The organism is Terriglobia bacterium (assembly GCA_020072565.1).
GTDB lineage: Bacteria > Acidobacteriota > UBA6911 > UBA6911 > UBA6911 > JAFNAG01.
On sequence record JAIQGI010000009.1, the window covers coordinates 160,210 to 173,100 of the forward strand.

General features: G+C 59.4%; 10 protein-coding genes. 4 read left to right on the top strand and 6 right to left on the bottom strand.

The annotated features are described in order from the left end of the window. Positions 1–278: 278 nt before the first annotated feature. The 3 genes from LAP85_07970 to LAP85_07980 all read right to left on the bottom strand — a co-directional run bounded on the left by LAP85_07970 (position 279) and on the right by LAP85_07980 (position 3,314). A complete protein-coding gene (locus LAP85_07970; protein MBZ5496324.1) occupies positions 279–683 on the bottom strand; it encodes a PIN domain-containing protein in 405 nt (134 codons plus the stop codon). Beyond that, positions 670–909 carry a type II toxin-antitoxin system VapB family antitoxin gene (locus LAP85_07975; protein MBZ5496325.1) on the bottom strand — a complete coding sequence of 80 codons (240 nt, stop codon included), beginning with the start codon at positions 907–909 and terminating at the stop codon, positions 670–672. The genes LAP85_07970 and LAP85_07975 overlap by 14 nt, the downstream gene beginning before the upstream one ends. A 161-nt stretch (positions 910–1,070) precedes the next feature. After that, positions 1,071–3,314 (bottom strand): S9 family peptidase, encoded by a 2,244-nt coding sequence (locus LAP85_07980; protein ID MBZ5496326.1) that lies wholly within the window; start codon positions 3,312–3,314, stop codon positions 1,071–1,073. Positions 3,315–3,574: 260 nt separating this feature from the next. Here LAP85_07980 and hpnI point away from each other — a divergent pair, with 260 nt between their 5' ends. After that, positions 3,575–4,753: a bacteriohopanetetrol glucosamine biosynthesis glycosyltransferase HpnI gene (gene hpnI / locus LAP85_07985; GenBank protein MBZ5496327.1), complete on the top strand. Its 1,179-nt coding sequence runs from the start codon at positions 3,575–3,577 to the stop codon at positions 4,751–4,753. Then, positions 4,750–5,601, top strand: coding sequence for a hopanoid biosynthesis-associated protein HpnK (gene hpnK / locus LAP85_07990; GenBank protein MBZ5496328.1), 852 nt, complete (start codon positions 4,750–4,752; stop codon positions 5,599–5,601). Before hpnI ends, hpnK begins: the two co-directional genes overlap by 4 nt. Here the strand turns inward: hpnK and LAP85_07995 are convergent. After that, a complete protein-coding gene (locus LAP85_07995; GenBank protein MBZ5496329.1) occupies positions 5,588–6,538 on the bottom strand; it encodes a hypothetical protein in 951 nt (316 codons plus the stop codon). The two genes, hpnK and LAP85_07995, sit on opposite strands and share 14 nt — an antisense overlap. Positions 6,539–7,044: 506 nt before the next feature. After that, positions 7,045–8,343 carry an AraC family transcriptional regulator gene (locus LAP85_08000; GenBank protein ID MBZ5496330.1) on the bottom strand — a complete coding sequence of 433 codons (1,299 nt, stop codon included), beginning with the start codon at positions 8,341–8,343 and terminating at the stop codon, positions 7,045–7,047. A gap of 116 nt (positions 8,344–8,459) precedes the next feature. On the opposite strand from LAP85_08000, the gene LAP85_08005 reads away from it, so the two are divergent. Beyond that, positions 8,460–9,350 (top strand): LamG domain-containing protein, encoded by an 891-nt coding sequence (locus LAP85_08005; GenBank protein MBZ5496331.1) that lies wholly within the window; start codon positions 8,460–8,462, stop codon positions 9,348–9,350. A 267-nt stretch (positions 9,351–9,617) separates the two neighbouring features. On the opposite strand, the gene LAP85_08010 is transcribed toward LAP85_08005, so the two are convergent. Continuing rightward, a complete protein-coding gene (locus tag LAP85_08010) occupies positions 9,618–12,041 on the bottom strand; it encodes a penicillin acylase family protein (protein MBZ5496332.1) in 2,424 nt (807 codons plus the stop codon). Between the two features lie 105 nt (positions 12,042–12,146). Between LAP85_08010 and LAP85_08015 the strand changes: the two genes are divergently transcribed. Further along, entirely contained in the window at positions 12,147–12,758 is a 612-nt protein-coding gene (locus tag LAP85_08015) for a DUF4126 domain-containing protein (GenBank protein ID MBZ5496333.1), read from the top strand. Positions 12,759–12,891 lie beyond the last annotated feature (133 nt).

Genomic DNA, 12,891 nt, shown 5'->3' on the forward strand with positions numbered 1-12,891 from the left:
CATGCGCGTTTCTGATTAACCGGATGTATAGAAGCGGCATCCGTCCCCTGACGTGGAACCCCCGTCAGACCTCAAAAAGCACTCCTTCCAGACATGCCAGGGAACAAGGCGCTGAAGTGGGAGTCGTCGCACCCGAGTGGCGCATGCGCGATCCCGACCCCTTCCTTACGAGAAATCTTAAGACTTTCTAATTAGCCAGATATCATAAAATTATCACATTTTTCTACGCAGCGTCAACCCGCTTTCGGTGATCGGTCATCGACATCAGAATTCCCTAATCATCCATGATGGCGGAAGAGATCGATGGCCTCGAGCGGGGATATTCTCGCAAGCAGGGAAAAATCGCGATCATGATGCAAGACCGGCAACCCATGCCGCAGTGCGCAGGCGGCGATCAGGCAGTCGACGCCTGACCGGACCGTGAGGCCCTGATGCCGCGCCTGCCGGTACAGGTCGATCGCCTGTTCGAAGACAACGCTCCGGAGTGGCGACTCCACTGCCGGCAATGCCAGCATGGCCTCTTGCGCAATCCGGAAAGCGCGCTGGTCACGGAATCCCTGAAGGACCTCCTGGATCACAGGAAGGCATGTCACGGCGTCATCCAGGTCCAGGCATGATTCGACAGGGACGCGCGGGCTCTTGCGGAATACCTCGATCCAGACAGACGTATCAACGAGAACCATCGGCTGCGACCCCGCGCGCTCGCCGTCCGGATCGATCGCCGCGCATTCTGGCCAAGTCACCCTCCCACAGGCCGGATCCCGCCAGTTGGAGGATTTTGCGCGCTTTGATGCGGCGCGTGTAGTCGGCCAGGGCTTCATTTACGGCCTGCGAATAAGTCCGGGCGCCGCCCAGGCGCACTGCTTCTTCCAAGAGTTGCTCATCAAGCACAAGATTTGTACGTTTCATGTGTATAATGTACCATATCGGCTCATTTCGGGCAATTGCTTTCGGACCTCGATAGCTGTCTTGATCCGAACGAAACGGATTGATCCGAAGCGACTGGAAATGCTCAGCGGATCCGCAGATTTACCAGCGATGAATCCGTATCGATCCGTGTCCCATGTTCCTTAGCGGCCGCCCGCGGGCAGGTACTGTTCCAGGAAACCGTACCTGAGGGTGTCGAGGTGGATGCCGCTGATGCCGTGACGGCGGTTTGGATACTCCATGAAGCTGAACTGCTTGTTGAGTTCGATGAGCCGGTTGATCATCCGCTGCGTCCCCTGGAAATGAACGTTGTCGTCGCCCGTGCCGTGAATGATGAGCAGCTTACCCTGGAGTCCCTGCGCGAATGTGATCGGCGAGCCGTTTTTGTACCCCTCGGGATTATCCTGCGGCAGACCCATGTAACGCTCCTGGTAGATCGAGTCGTACAGGGTCTGGTCCGGGACGGGTGCCCCCGCCACGCCGACCTTGTACAGTTCGGGTGAACGAAACATCAGGTTGAGCGTCATGGAGGCGCCGCCGCTCCACCCGTATACGCCCACGCGATCCAGGTCAACATAAGGATGTGAAGCCGCCAGGGCCCACAGGGCGGCGGCCTGCTCCTTCGAGGCCAGCACACCGACCGAGCCGTAGATCACCTTGCGCCACGCGCGTCCCTTCGGAGCGGGGGTGCCGCGGTTGTCGAAGCTGGCCAGGAGATAGCCATCATCGGCCAGAGCGGCTGCCAGGATTCTCCCCGTGCCTCCCCAGCTGTCATTGACCGTGGTCGAAGCCGGCTCACCGTAGACGTTGACGATGATCGGATATTTCTTCGCGGGATCAAACCTCGCCGGCCGGATCAACCAGCCGTCGATCTTGACGCCGCCGCCGACATCGACCTGAAAAAGCTCGGTGCGGCCTGCGAGCATGGGTGCTACCTTGGCCTTGAGATCGGCGTTATTCTGAAACACGCGCACGGTCTGGTGCTCGGGCAGCCGGACCAGCTCCGAGATTCCCGGCGAGTCGAACTTCGAGTAGCTGTGGAAGGCCCATCGGCAATCCGGTGAGATGTTGTAGGTGTGGGTTCCAGGAATGTTGGCCGGAGTCACCCGTTCGGGCTTGCCGTTGCCGTCAAGGCGCGAGCGGTAGAGATATCGCTGGATGGCGTTGTCGGGCGAGGCGATGTAATAGAGCCAGCCGCCGGTTTCATCCACTGCCGAAATGGACAGCAGGTCGAATGCGCCGGTCGTGACGAGGCGCGCCTCGCCGGCGCGCGAGACCGCATAAGCGTGACGCCAGCCATCGCGCTCGCTGGTGAACAACAGGCGTTTCCCCTTTTCCAGCCAGACAAAATCACGATTGTAGTCGACCCACGCTTCATCACGGTCCTGGAACATCTGGCGCACTTCTCCCGTCTCGGCGTTTGCCAGCAGCACGTTGTTGGTATTCTGCAGCCGGTTCAGCTGCTGGAGTATCACCTCGCCGGAGTTCGCCGCCCAGTCCATTCGCGGTATATAGATATTGCGCGGATCGCCTGGCACTTGGATCCAGCGGGTGGGACCCCCCGCAGCACTGACGACGCCGACGCGCACGGCAGCGTTGGTCTGTCCTGCTTTTGGATAGGGATATCTGGTAATGACGGGATAGAGGCTGTCGGTGTAGTTGATCAGTGCGAATTCGGGAACGCCGCTCTGGTCAAACTGGAAGTAGGCGATCTTTTGACCGTCCGGACTCCACTGGAAACCGTCGCGCAGCGACAACTCTTCCTCGTACACCCAGTCGGACGTGCCGTTGATGATCATGGGCGTGCCGTCGGAGGTAACCTGCTTGATCCCGCCGCTGCGAACGTCCTCGACATAGATGTTGTTCTCCCGCACATAGGCGGCGCGCGTGCCGTCAGGCGAGAGCTTGGCATAGAGCACTCCCGCGGGTGCATTCCGGCCAAGCTTGTGCCACGAGTTGTCGATCTTATCGAGAACCCAGTATTCGTAAGAGGTTTTCCGGATCATGGTCGGGCGGCCGTTGGTGGCAAACAGCATGCGCCGACTGTCGGCGGACGAAGTGTTGTCGCTGAACTGCAGCGGCTTGCCGAGCTGCGGCGGGGTCAGTTGCGCCACTGTCATCAGCACTTCACGCTTGCCGGTGGCCGTGTCATAGCGCACGATTTCGCTGCCGCCACCCGCATTTCGCTCCGTGCTCGTGTAGCCCTGCCCACCGTCGACCCAGCGCCCGCCGGACCCGGGGCCTCCGCGGCCGCCGCCGAATTCCCCCGAATTGATGCGGCGCAGCATGTCCTGCATGTTCTGCGAAAGCTGCGCTGGCGCCGGCATCGAGCCCAGCAGAATCAATATCGCAACCATCATCATCCGTTGGAGTGTCCGAGCCGGCATAAAGGACTCCTTTCTGAGATCAGCGCGCCCGAATATTCAGGCGGCGCCGCGATTGCAGGATGGACTTGAAATTGCAGAAGCCAACCTATACCTTTTTCACCCGCCGATGCAAGCCCTGCCCGACTGTTGACAGACCCGGAACCAGAAAACCCACAAAATCACAAAAAAGCGTTATTTTACATATTTGGTGCGATGCTTGGTTCTTCGTGTTCTTTGTGGCGGCTTTTCTGTAACATATGACTTCATTTGGAGAAGGCTGAATGCCCTTTCATATTGCAAGGCAGTTTCTCGCATGGATCTTTCTCGTCCCAGCCGTGGGCGGCTCGGTTTATGCGGTTCTGTGCCTGCTCGCCATGATACGGCTCCGCACACGCGCTCGGCAGCCGTCAAAGCATTCCTTTTCGGCCTGGCCTCCCGTCACTGTTTTGAAGCCGGTCTACGGTCTCGAGAAAAATCTGCGCGAGAATCTGCGCAGCGTCTGCTGCCAGGATTACCCGGACTACCAGGTCGTGTTTTCCGCGCAGAGACGGGATGATCCCGCGATTCCGCTCTTGAAGGAAATCCAACAGGAATTCGGCAGCGCAAGGGTCACGATCGCCATCGAGGAGTGCCGGGCCGGCACCAACGGCAAGATCAACAATATGATCGGCGGCCTCAAACATGCGCGCCACGACATTCTGGTGATTGGTGACAGCGATGTGCTTTTGAGGCCCGACTATCTCAAAACCATCGTCGCTCCTCTGGCGGACCGGGAGGTTGGATTTGTCTGTACGCTGTATAAAGCGGCTTGCGCGGACAACTGGTACGAGAAGGTCGAGCTGTTGACCCTGAATGCGGATCTGATGACGAGCATAATTTTTGCGCATGTCACGGGAGCCGCGAAATTCTGCCTTGGCGCCTCTACGGCATTGCGGCGCTCCACGCTCGAGGAAATCGGTGGTCTGCCCGCGCTGGCCGACTATCTGGTCGAAGATTATGAGATGGGGCGACGCATCTGGAATTCGGGAAAGAAGAATGCAATTATCCCTTACTTTATCGATACGATCATGGATCTCAAGAGCCCCTCACAATGGTGGGGACATCAAGTCTACTGGGATCAAAACAATCGTGCCGCCCGGCCGATCGCCTTCTCCGCCACCGTGTTGCTACGGTCCGTGCCTTTCGCGCTGCTTTATGCCGCCGTGCGTCCCGGCGATATTACCGGACTGTCGGTGCTGCTGGGGGCTCTCGTTCTGAGACTGGCGACGGCAGCGGTGAATCTCGGATGGGGCCTCCGCGACCGCGAGGGACTGCGCAGTCTTTACCTGCTGCCGTTTCGTGATATTGCCTCCCTGATTTCCTTTTTTCTTGCCTACACCAAGCGCACCACCGTATGGCGCGGCGCGCATTTCACCCTTACGCGCGATGGACGTCTCGTCGCTCAAGAGGGGAATCCATGAGACGGCTGATCGTTACCGGCGACGACTACGGCCTGGCCGTGCCGGTGAACGAAGCGATCATAGAAGCTCATCGCCGCGGGATCTTGACCACAGCCAGCTTGATGGTCGGGGGTGGGGCCGCAGCCGATGCCATCGAACGTGCGCGGCGGGTTCCGAGTCTTAGGGTCGGACTACATGTCGTTCTGGTCGAGGGTCGGCCAGTCCTGCCCCCGGAAGCCATTCCCGATCTGGTCGACGCGCGCGGGGAGTTTTCCAATCATCCTGCCCGGGCTGGATTCAAGTTCGCCTTGTGGCCGGGCATCCGGCAGCAGCTCCAGGCCGAGATTCGCGCCCAGTTTGAAGCGTTTCGAAAGACGGGGCTGGCGCTGGATCATGCCGACAGTCACAACCACCTGCATTTGCACCCGAGAATCATGAGCCTCATTCTGGAGGTCGGACGCGACTATGGGCTGCCTGCGATGCGGCTTCCCAACGAGCCCTTTCTCCCTTCCTGGCGTGCAGCGAAAAAATCGCCCATCGCCAGGCTGGCTGCATGGACGTCTCTCTCCCCCCTGATAGCATTGATGAAGAGCCGCCTGCGGCACTCACGCGTGCGCTGCAACGACTTCATTTTCGGCATGGCGGACACGGGAGCGATGACGACGGAGCTCGTGCTGAGATTCCTGCAACATCTCCCGGAAGGCGTAACCGAAATCTACTTCCACCCTTCCACCCGGCGCTGTCCCGAAATCGATCGCACCATGCCGGCGTACCTCCATGAGGAGGAGTTCAAGGCTCTTACCAGCAGCGAGGTGCTCGAGGCATGCGCAGCCGAGGGGATTCAGAGGACTACTTTCAACGGTCTGTGAGCACATAGCTGCGCCTGTAGTTGACCGTGTAGTTTTTCCCCGGCACCTGCACCTCAACCCGCCGCGCTTTTTCTCCGGCAGTGCCGATTTCAGTCAGGTATCCGAGGGCGTAGTAGTTCTTCAAGGAGTAAGCAATCTGTCGGCACACACCGGCCGGATCCTTAGTCTCGGCGGAAAACTGCCGGCCTCCCGATTCCTTCATGAGCTGGCCCTTGCTGATCCGATCACCCCCCAAAGTGATCAGCAGTGCTGCCGTGTTGCCGAATCCCAGCGTCAACAAGGTGCAGCCCGATTCCCGGACGTGTTCGACGGTGGCCGGCCCCAGCCCTCTGAAGCGGTTCGAAATCACCAGCAGGGCTTTTTTCCCGTTGTTGGTCTTGCGGAGTTTGCTCAGCGCCCGGTCGATAGCAAGCCCGGTTAGAGGCTGGACCCCAAAGAGTTCCTTCAGGATTCCCCCTGATCCCCGCGACGGGACGCCGATGTTGTCGAGGGCATCGATAAGAGGGCCGCGCCTTGCGGTAAAATCCATCTCGAGATACGCATCCCTGGAATCGAACGAGTACAGGCACAGATCGTCCGTGGGCGCGAGCACGTAAGCAAGATCAGCTATGAAGCGCTTGCACGTGACCAGCTTTTCGGACGAAATGGCGCTCGTGTCCAGCACCATCGCCAGGCTTACCGGCCGGTCCGCGAGCCAGGCGAAATTTGTGATCTCCATCGTCCTGCCGTTCTCTTTCACGACGAAATCGTTCCTGGTGAGGCCGGGGATCGGATTTCCCGGCTGGTCCAGCACCTCGACATCCAGGGACACAAGATTGACCTGAACATTGAACTTGGGCCGCTGTTGCTGCTGTTCTTTTTGCTCAGGCAGCGCCAGATGAGCTGACAGCAGCGCAGCGAGCGCCCCTGCTATTGATATCCGTGTGAAGAGTCTCATCCTTGCCGCCACGGTTGCCGATGAATTTGTGCCGAAATCCCTGGAATGCGCAAGCCTGCTTGCGCCTCGTTTCTCAGGCCCTGCAACGCATATGCGAAAGCCGGCTGCACGCTGCCGCACTCCAAAACAGTGACAGGAACCAGGAATCCTTGCTATCTATAACACAAATAGAGCGTGACGATCGCAATAGGGTTCAAAACGGTGGCCAGGGTGGATGGCGTTGAGCGTCCTGACCGGCTCGACCGGATACACCCTGCCGGCCCGAGAGCGAACTTCTTGCGAGATCTCCATCAGGATCCAGCCTGCCTTGTTGCGCCCAAGCATGACCCGCAGCCTTTCAGCTTGGCCGGCTGTGGGTTGTCATGGTAGTTTCCTATCAGGAGCGAAATCGGACCGACGACTGCCGAAAGCAATGCCGAATGTTAAGCTGGAAATCATGAAGCGGCACCGCGCGTTTTCATCCTCCGGCCTCCGTCACTCCTCCGCCGTTTTTCATCCGTTACTGGTCATTTACTGTTCGATTCGAGCGGCGCATAGATGTCGGCAATCAAGTCCTCCGGCTCAGTGCTGTTCGGATCGTTGAGGTACATCTCGAAGCAGGGCGCAGAGAGCAGCGCGCGGCCACTGCGCGGCAGCCACTCTCCCAACAGCTTCGCGTAGGCCTCGCCCAGCTTGCTGTAAGGCCCGAAGTGGGTCATCACGGCGTACTCACCACCGGGTATGGTCTGAGCGCCGATGTCACCGGTCGAAGCAAACGGTTCGTCCACCGTCACGCAGGCGTCATAGCGGATTCTCTTCTGCGGCGTCACCTCCGGATCGTCATGGCAGATACCGATGAACTGCGCGTCGCCGCCCAGCAGTCCCTCCTTCCCGAGCCAGGGCAGCAGCTGGTCCCAAGCCGTGCCCACTTCGCGATATGGCCCGACGTGGCGCATGAAAGCCACACGCATCGGTTTCAGGTTCTTGATCTGCACATTCATGGTTTGGAGTCCTGTTCGTCTGGATTTGAAGTCCTTGAGCGTTGGACCGTCGCGGTAATGAATGCCGGACGGCGCCAGCACGGCCGCGACGGGACTTCGGTGCAAGCGGAAATGGACCGGGGCCATGCCATAGGCCGCTTTGAAGGCGCGTGTGAAGGCCTCATGGGTTCCGTAGCCGGCGTCGAAAGTGATTTGAACCACCGGCTGCCGGCTCAGCTTGAGTCGCGATGCCGCCCGCTCCAGTCGAAGCCGCCGGACGTGCTCCATGACCGACTCGCCTACCATGCCCGTGAAGACGCGGTGAAAGTGATATGGCGAGAAGCAGGCCACGGCCGCCAACTCCTCCAGACCAAGCGTGTCGTCCAAATGCTGCTGAATATGGATGAGCACCCTCAACATCCGCTTCTTGTAATCGCGCAGTGTGGCTTCGAGCATGTGATGCCCCAGTGACATTTCAAGCAACTTTGTACCAGATGGCTGAGGGATGCGCTTGATCATTTTTGCTGTTTTGGGCGGAGACGGCAACCGCGCAACCGCTGCCGGCCCAGGGCTGAGTTCATCACCGAAGGCTCGACGGCGACCGTCTTCCCCGACTACCACCGCGTCAGCGGAGTCACGATCGAAGAGCCGGCAGGCCTCTGCGCGCGCGGCGTCGTAATGAAATCGCAGTTCGAGGACAGGAACAGCCCGCGTGCCTACGGCCGCGGCAGCGACAATCTCGTGATTTACTTCGGCTCCGGTCCAGTGCTTCGACGCAAGCAGGCTGCAAGTTGCCGCACTCCGAAACGATGGCGGGTGTCCCCACGAGCCGCCAGACGCATTCAATGCCGGCCTTTCCCATCCTGCGCGCGGAGTTTTGCTGTGCGCCGGACGCAAGCTGAGGTATCATCGCCGGTATCGACCGGCAAGGTATCCCAAAACCGTGATAGCGGAGCGAATCCATGAACCGCCTGTGGCCCTTAGGAATTCTCATCGGAGTTCTCCTTTTAGTGACATTCATTTTTCCAGCGGCGTTCATCCAATCGAGTGATGCCGTGCCAGCCGGCTTGACTAAGGCTCTGACGTTCCATGCTTCCTTCGACAGAGGGACGGATGCCGACTTTGGTGCCGGGGACAGAAGCATCTACACGGCACCGACCTATAAAACCCAGGGTGATGCCAAGCCTGGGATAGGGAATCCTGATGTCGGCATTGCACGCGGGCAAGGTCGTTTTGGAGACGCCCTGCAGTTCCGCAAGAAGAACACTATGGCCGTTTTTTATCGGGCGGAAAAGAACGTTGCTTACCGGGAGCGTGATTGGAACGGCAGCGTGTCCTTTTGGCTGAGCTTGAGTCCCGACGAAGATCTCGCCCCCGGATATTCGGACCCGATCCAGATTACGGATAAGGAGTACAACAACGCCGCAATCTGGGTTGACTTCACGCGCGATGACAAACCGCGTCATTTCCGGCTGGGGATCTTTGGCGACCTGAAAGTCTGGAATCCCGGGAATCTTCCGCCGGAGCAAAATCCCGACTTCAACAGCCGGACGATCGTTGTGACCGAGCCGCCGTTCGCCCGCGGCCGGTGGACTCACGTCGTAATCACTTTTACCGGTTTGAACACCGATCCCGGGGGGACGGCCAGGCTTTATCTCAATGGCCGGCCGCAGGGAACTGCCCGAGAGATTCGCGAACCATTCACATGGAATTTCTCTCAAGCCACCATCCGTCTGGGGGTGAATTACGTCGGGTTGTACGACGACCTGTCCGCATTCAACCGCGCGCTGAGCGACAAGGAAGTTGAGGTGTTGTACCAGCTCAAAAACGGGGCCGCAGCACTGCACAATTGATAATCATTAAATTTAGTGACAGAAAAACCTCCCAGCTCCGAAGGGGCGGAACCAGAGTAGCCCCGGGCTCACGCCCGGGGTTGAGAGCATGGGAAGAAAGAGCCCTGAAGGGGCGACACATCCATCCCTGGAATAGAGTCACAATAATATTTGATCATCAAGAGTAGGGCCGGGCAGTGCCGTTCGTTCAAGGGATTCCACCAAGACGCCAAGAAGGGACGAATTCCCTGGCGTCCTGGTGGTTCTGCAGATCCCGCTCCGGCCGCATCATCGTGCCGGCGACAGGACCATCTTCTCTTCCATTACCGACTCCACTTTCTTGCGGCTGTAAAAGACTGGGAAGTACTTGCCGGCCGCCCACATCTGAAAGAGGTCGCGATAATGGGGGCTGTCGGGATCTCCACTCTGCCCGGGATTGTTGGTGCCGACGGAGTTGTCCCAGTTTTCGGTGTCGGCGATGATCCGGAACGAGGCGCCCGAGGTCTGATTGTTGCCGTTTCCCGTGGCGTTCACCGTGACGGCGTATCCTCCGCGGGGGAGCGGCCCGACATTCAGCCGGGCGCGCAAATCGGCGCCGACTGCTGCGCTCAACGGATGGGAGACCAGGATGTGATGATATTTCTCCTGCCCGTACTGCCATTGGGCCATGTCCTGACCCAGCTGTTTCGTCAGCTCGGTGACAGCTTCGCTCAGACTGCGGATCAAAAGCGCATCACGGTCGGCAGTCGGATTCTTGCCGAAGTGCCCGTCCGGAGCGGCCAGCCAGTCGATCATGCGCTTCAGGTTTATGCCTGAGAGCAGCCTGCGCGCGTTTACAGGCACGAAGAGGTCGCGCACGTTGCTCTGGAGGCGCCGTTCCCAGGCGGCGTAAATGCCGGCGGGAACTGAATCCCTGCCGAGCACATAATCCCAGCCGAGGAGCAGGTCGCGTGCCTTGGCAGCTGCCGCATCGCTGCTCACGAGCTCCTGGAGCAATGGCACCAGGTTGCGCGCGGGAATCGACAACTCATCCTGCTGAAGTTTCATCATGTCTGCAACCGTGAACATCCGGCCCGAGCGCAGATATTCATCAATCCGCACGGCGCGCATCTCGTCGCCCCACGTATAGTGAAGTGACTCAGAATAGGGATAACCGTCAGGGACCATGAAATTGTTGGCTGTCCGGATGTATCCGCTCGTGGGATTCAGAATGTGCGGGAGGTCCCTGATGGGCAGATATCCGCCCCACTCATATCGCCCGTCACCGGGAACAGGGACAAGCCCGCTCCAGTTCGGCCGGATCGGGGAAATGCCCACGGCCTGGTAGCCGATGTTCTTGCCGGTATCTGCCCAGATCATATTTTCTGCCGGGATCCGGCTGTAGCTGCAGGCATCACGAAATTCTTCCCAGTTTTTCGCCTGGTCCATCCGCAGGCTTGCGAGATAAGGTGCTGAACCCTCCTCGAGCCACGCGGCCCTGAGGGCATAGGCCTTGTGATGCGTTGCGTCCTCGTACAGCACCGGGCCGTGCCGGGTGTATTTCAGATCCACGGCAACCGGCGCCTCGCCTTTGACGGCGATGGTGTCCTTGATTACCTTCATCGTTTCCCAGGCGCCGCGGTATCGGTACTGCATAGGGTTGGCCGGGTTGGTGTCGTAGACGTAGAGATCTTCGCTGTCCTGCCCGAAAATGGTTATGCCCCAGGCGCCATATTCGTTGTGACCGATCGAAACTCCCGGCAGTGCCGGTTCGCCGCCGCCGATCACATTCCAGCCCGGTGCCACCAGGTGAACCCAGTATCGGAGCGAAGGGACCTGCTGTGCGCGATGCGGGTCATTGGCGAGCAGCGGAAAGCCGGTCAGGGTGCGCATGCCACCGACCACCCAGTTGTTGCTCCCGATTTCGTCTCCGTTGCGGATCATTGCGAACTCGTCCGGCAGCGCCTGTGCGAGGAGTTCGAATGAGTTTTTGTCGTTGCGATAGGCGGCCACAACGTCCTCAGGGGCAAATCGAAGCGCGCCGCGGAAGGCAGTGTAGAGTTCGAGAATGTTGTCGGAAAGGAGCGGGCCGTCGATTGCCGGATCCAGTGTGATGACCGGATTGCGGGGGCGGAACCAAGCCCACTCTTTGACCGCCTCCGGCCCGAGAAGCGCGACGGCGCGGCCGTAGTTGAGTTCCTCCGAGATGTTCCCGAGCAAGCCCTGGTGGCGCGAGATCACCACTTCGGTCGTCCACGCGCCCGGCTTGATGCCGAGGAGGCGGAATTCCATGGGGAGGAGCTTCGGGTCGCGCTCGGTCTCGGCGATGTAGGCATTAATCCCTTTCACAAAGGCGGCGGCGATCTCTGCCCCGCGCGGGTGGTAGAAATTCAGTTCCTGTTTCATGTCGCCACGGGATTGATGCAGCCGCGCCCCGATGTCGCGTTTCAGCTCCTTGCGTCCCAGGATCTCGGCCGTAGTCCCGGTGGCCTGACGCCTCCAGATCTCGAGCTGAAAGAGCCGGTCCCGCGCCGCGTTGTATCCCTGCGCGAAGAAGAGATCCGATTCATTCTTGGCATAGATGTGGGAAATTCCCCACCGGTCCTTGATGATCTCCACGGGATCATTCAGACCGGCCACGTGCAGATCCTGCTGCGCCGGCGCCGGGGGCGCCACTGCCGCGCATAAGAGCGTGGCAATCAGAATGCTGGATGCCAATCGCACTCTTTTCATCGAACCTCCCGTTGTTCAGAAAAGGACAGGAAGGATGGCTTGCGTGAACCCTATCTTAACACAGTAGCTTTTGGCTTGCGGTCGGGATAAGCTGGGCGCATGAACATGGAAACCATGTTGAGTGTGCTGGTAGGCGTCGGCCTCAGCGCTGCATGTGGTTTCAGAGTGTTCGTGCCCATGCTGGTGATGAGCATCGCCTCCCTCTCGGGGCACCTCACTTTGTCACCGGGTTTCGGATGGATCGGGACTTACCCTGCTTTGATGGCTTTTGCCGTTGCCACGGTGCTGGAGATCGCCGGTTATTACATCCCGTGGGTAGATCATCTTCTGGATGTGGTTGCCGGTCCGGCTGCGGTGGTTGCCGGCGTCCTTGCCACGGCCTCGACGGTGACCGGCATGAGTCCGTTTCTGCGCTGGTCCCTTGCGATCATTGCGGGGGGTGGATTCGCCGGAACGATTCAGGCGCTGACAGGCCTGACCAGAGTGACCTCCACCGCAACTACCGGAGGTCTGGGCAATCCAGTCGTCTCCACAATCGAAGCCGGCGGCTCGATCACATTGTCCGTGCTGGCCATTGCCATCCCTCCGCTGGCTGCGGCGGCGATCGTGACGCTTCTTGTGCTTGTCTTTTGGCATGGGCGGAAGATTTTCCGGAGATCGCAGTCCCGGCTGGTTGGGCACGGGAGTCCAAAATCCAATAGATCGCGGTCCTCTTAGCCCCAATACTGTTCACTTAACAAACGAACTGTGGTATCCTGTGGTAAATTTTCACAGGAGGACCGCATATGGCACGTACCGTTGCTGAGCTTCCAAGCGGCTCCCGCATTACGGATTACATCAGTCTGGGCGT

Coding starts and splice junctions, on each gene's coding strand:
- hpnI (MBZ5496327.1), top strand. CDS start 3,575: ATGCCCTTTCATATTGCAAGGCAGTTTCTCGCATGGATCTTTCTCGTC.
- LAP85_07995 (MBZ5496329.1), bottom strand. CDS start 6,538: ATGAGACTCTTCACACGGATATCAATAGCAGGGGCGCTCGCTGCGCTG.
- LAP85_08015 (MBZ5496333.1), top strand. CDS start 12,147: ATGGAAACCATGTTGAGTGTGCTGGTAGGCGTCGGCCTCAGCGCTGCA.
- LAP85_08010 (MBZ5496332.1), bottom strand. CDS start 12,041: ATGAAAAGAGTGCGATTGGCATCCAGCATTCTGATTGCCACGCTCTTA.
- LAP85_07975 (MBZ5496325.1), bottom strand. CDS start 909: ATGAAACGTACAAATCTTGTGCTTGATGAGCAACTCTTGGAAGAAGCA.
- LAP85_07970 (MBZ5496324.1), bottom strand. CDS start 683: ATGGTTCTCGTTGATACGTCTGTCTGGATCGAGGTATTCCGCAAGAGC.
- hpnK (MBZ5496328.1), top strand. CDS start 4,750: ATGAGACGGCTGATCGTTACCGGCGACGACTACGGCCTGGCCGTGCCG.
- LAP85_07980 (MBZ5496326.1), bottom strand. CDS start 3,314: ATGCCGGCTCGGACACTCCAACGGATGATGATGGTTGCGATATTGATT.
- LAP85_08005 (MBZ5496331.1), top strand. CDS start 8,460: ATGAACCGCCTGTGGCCCTTAGGAATTCTCATCGGAGTTCTCCTTTTA.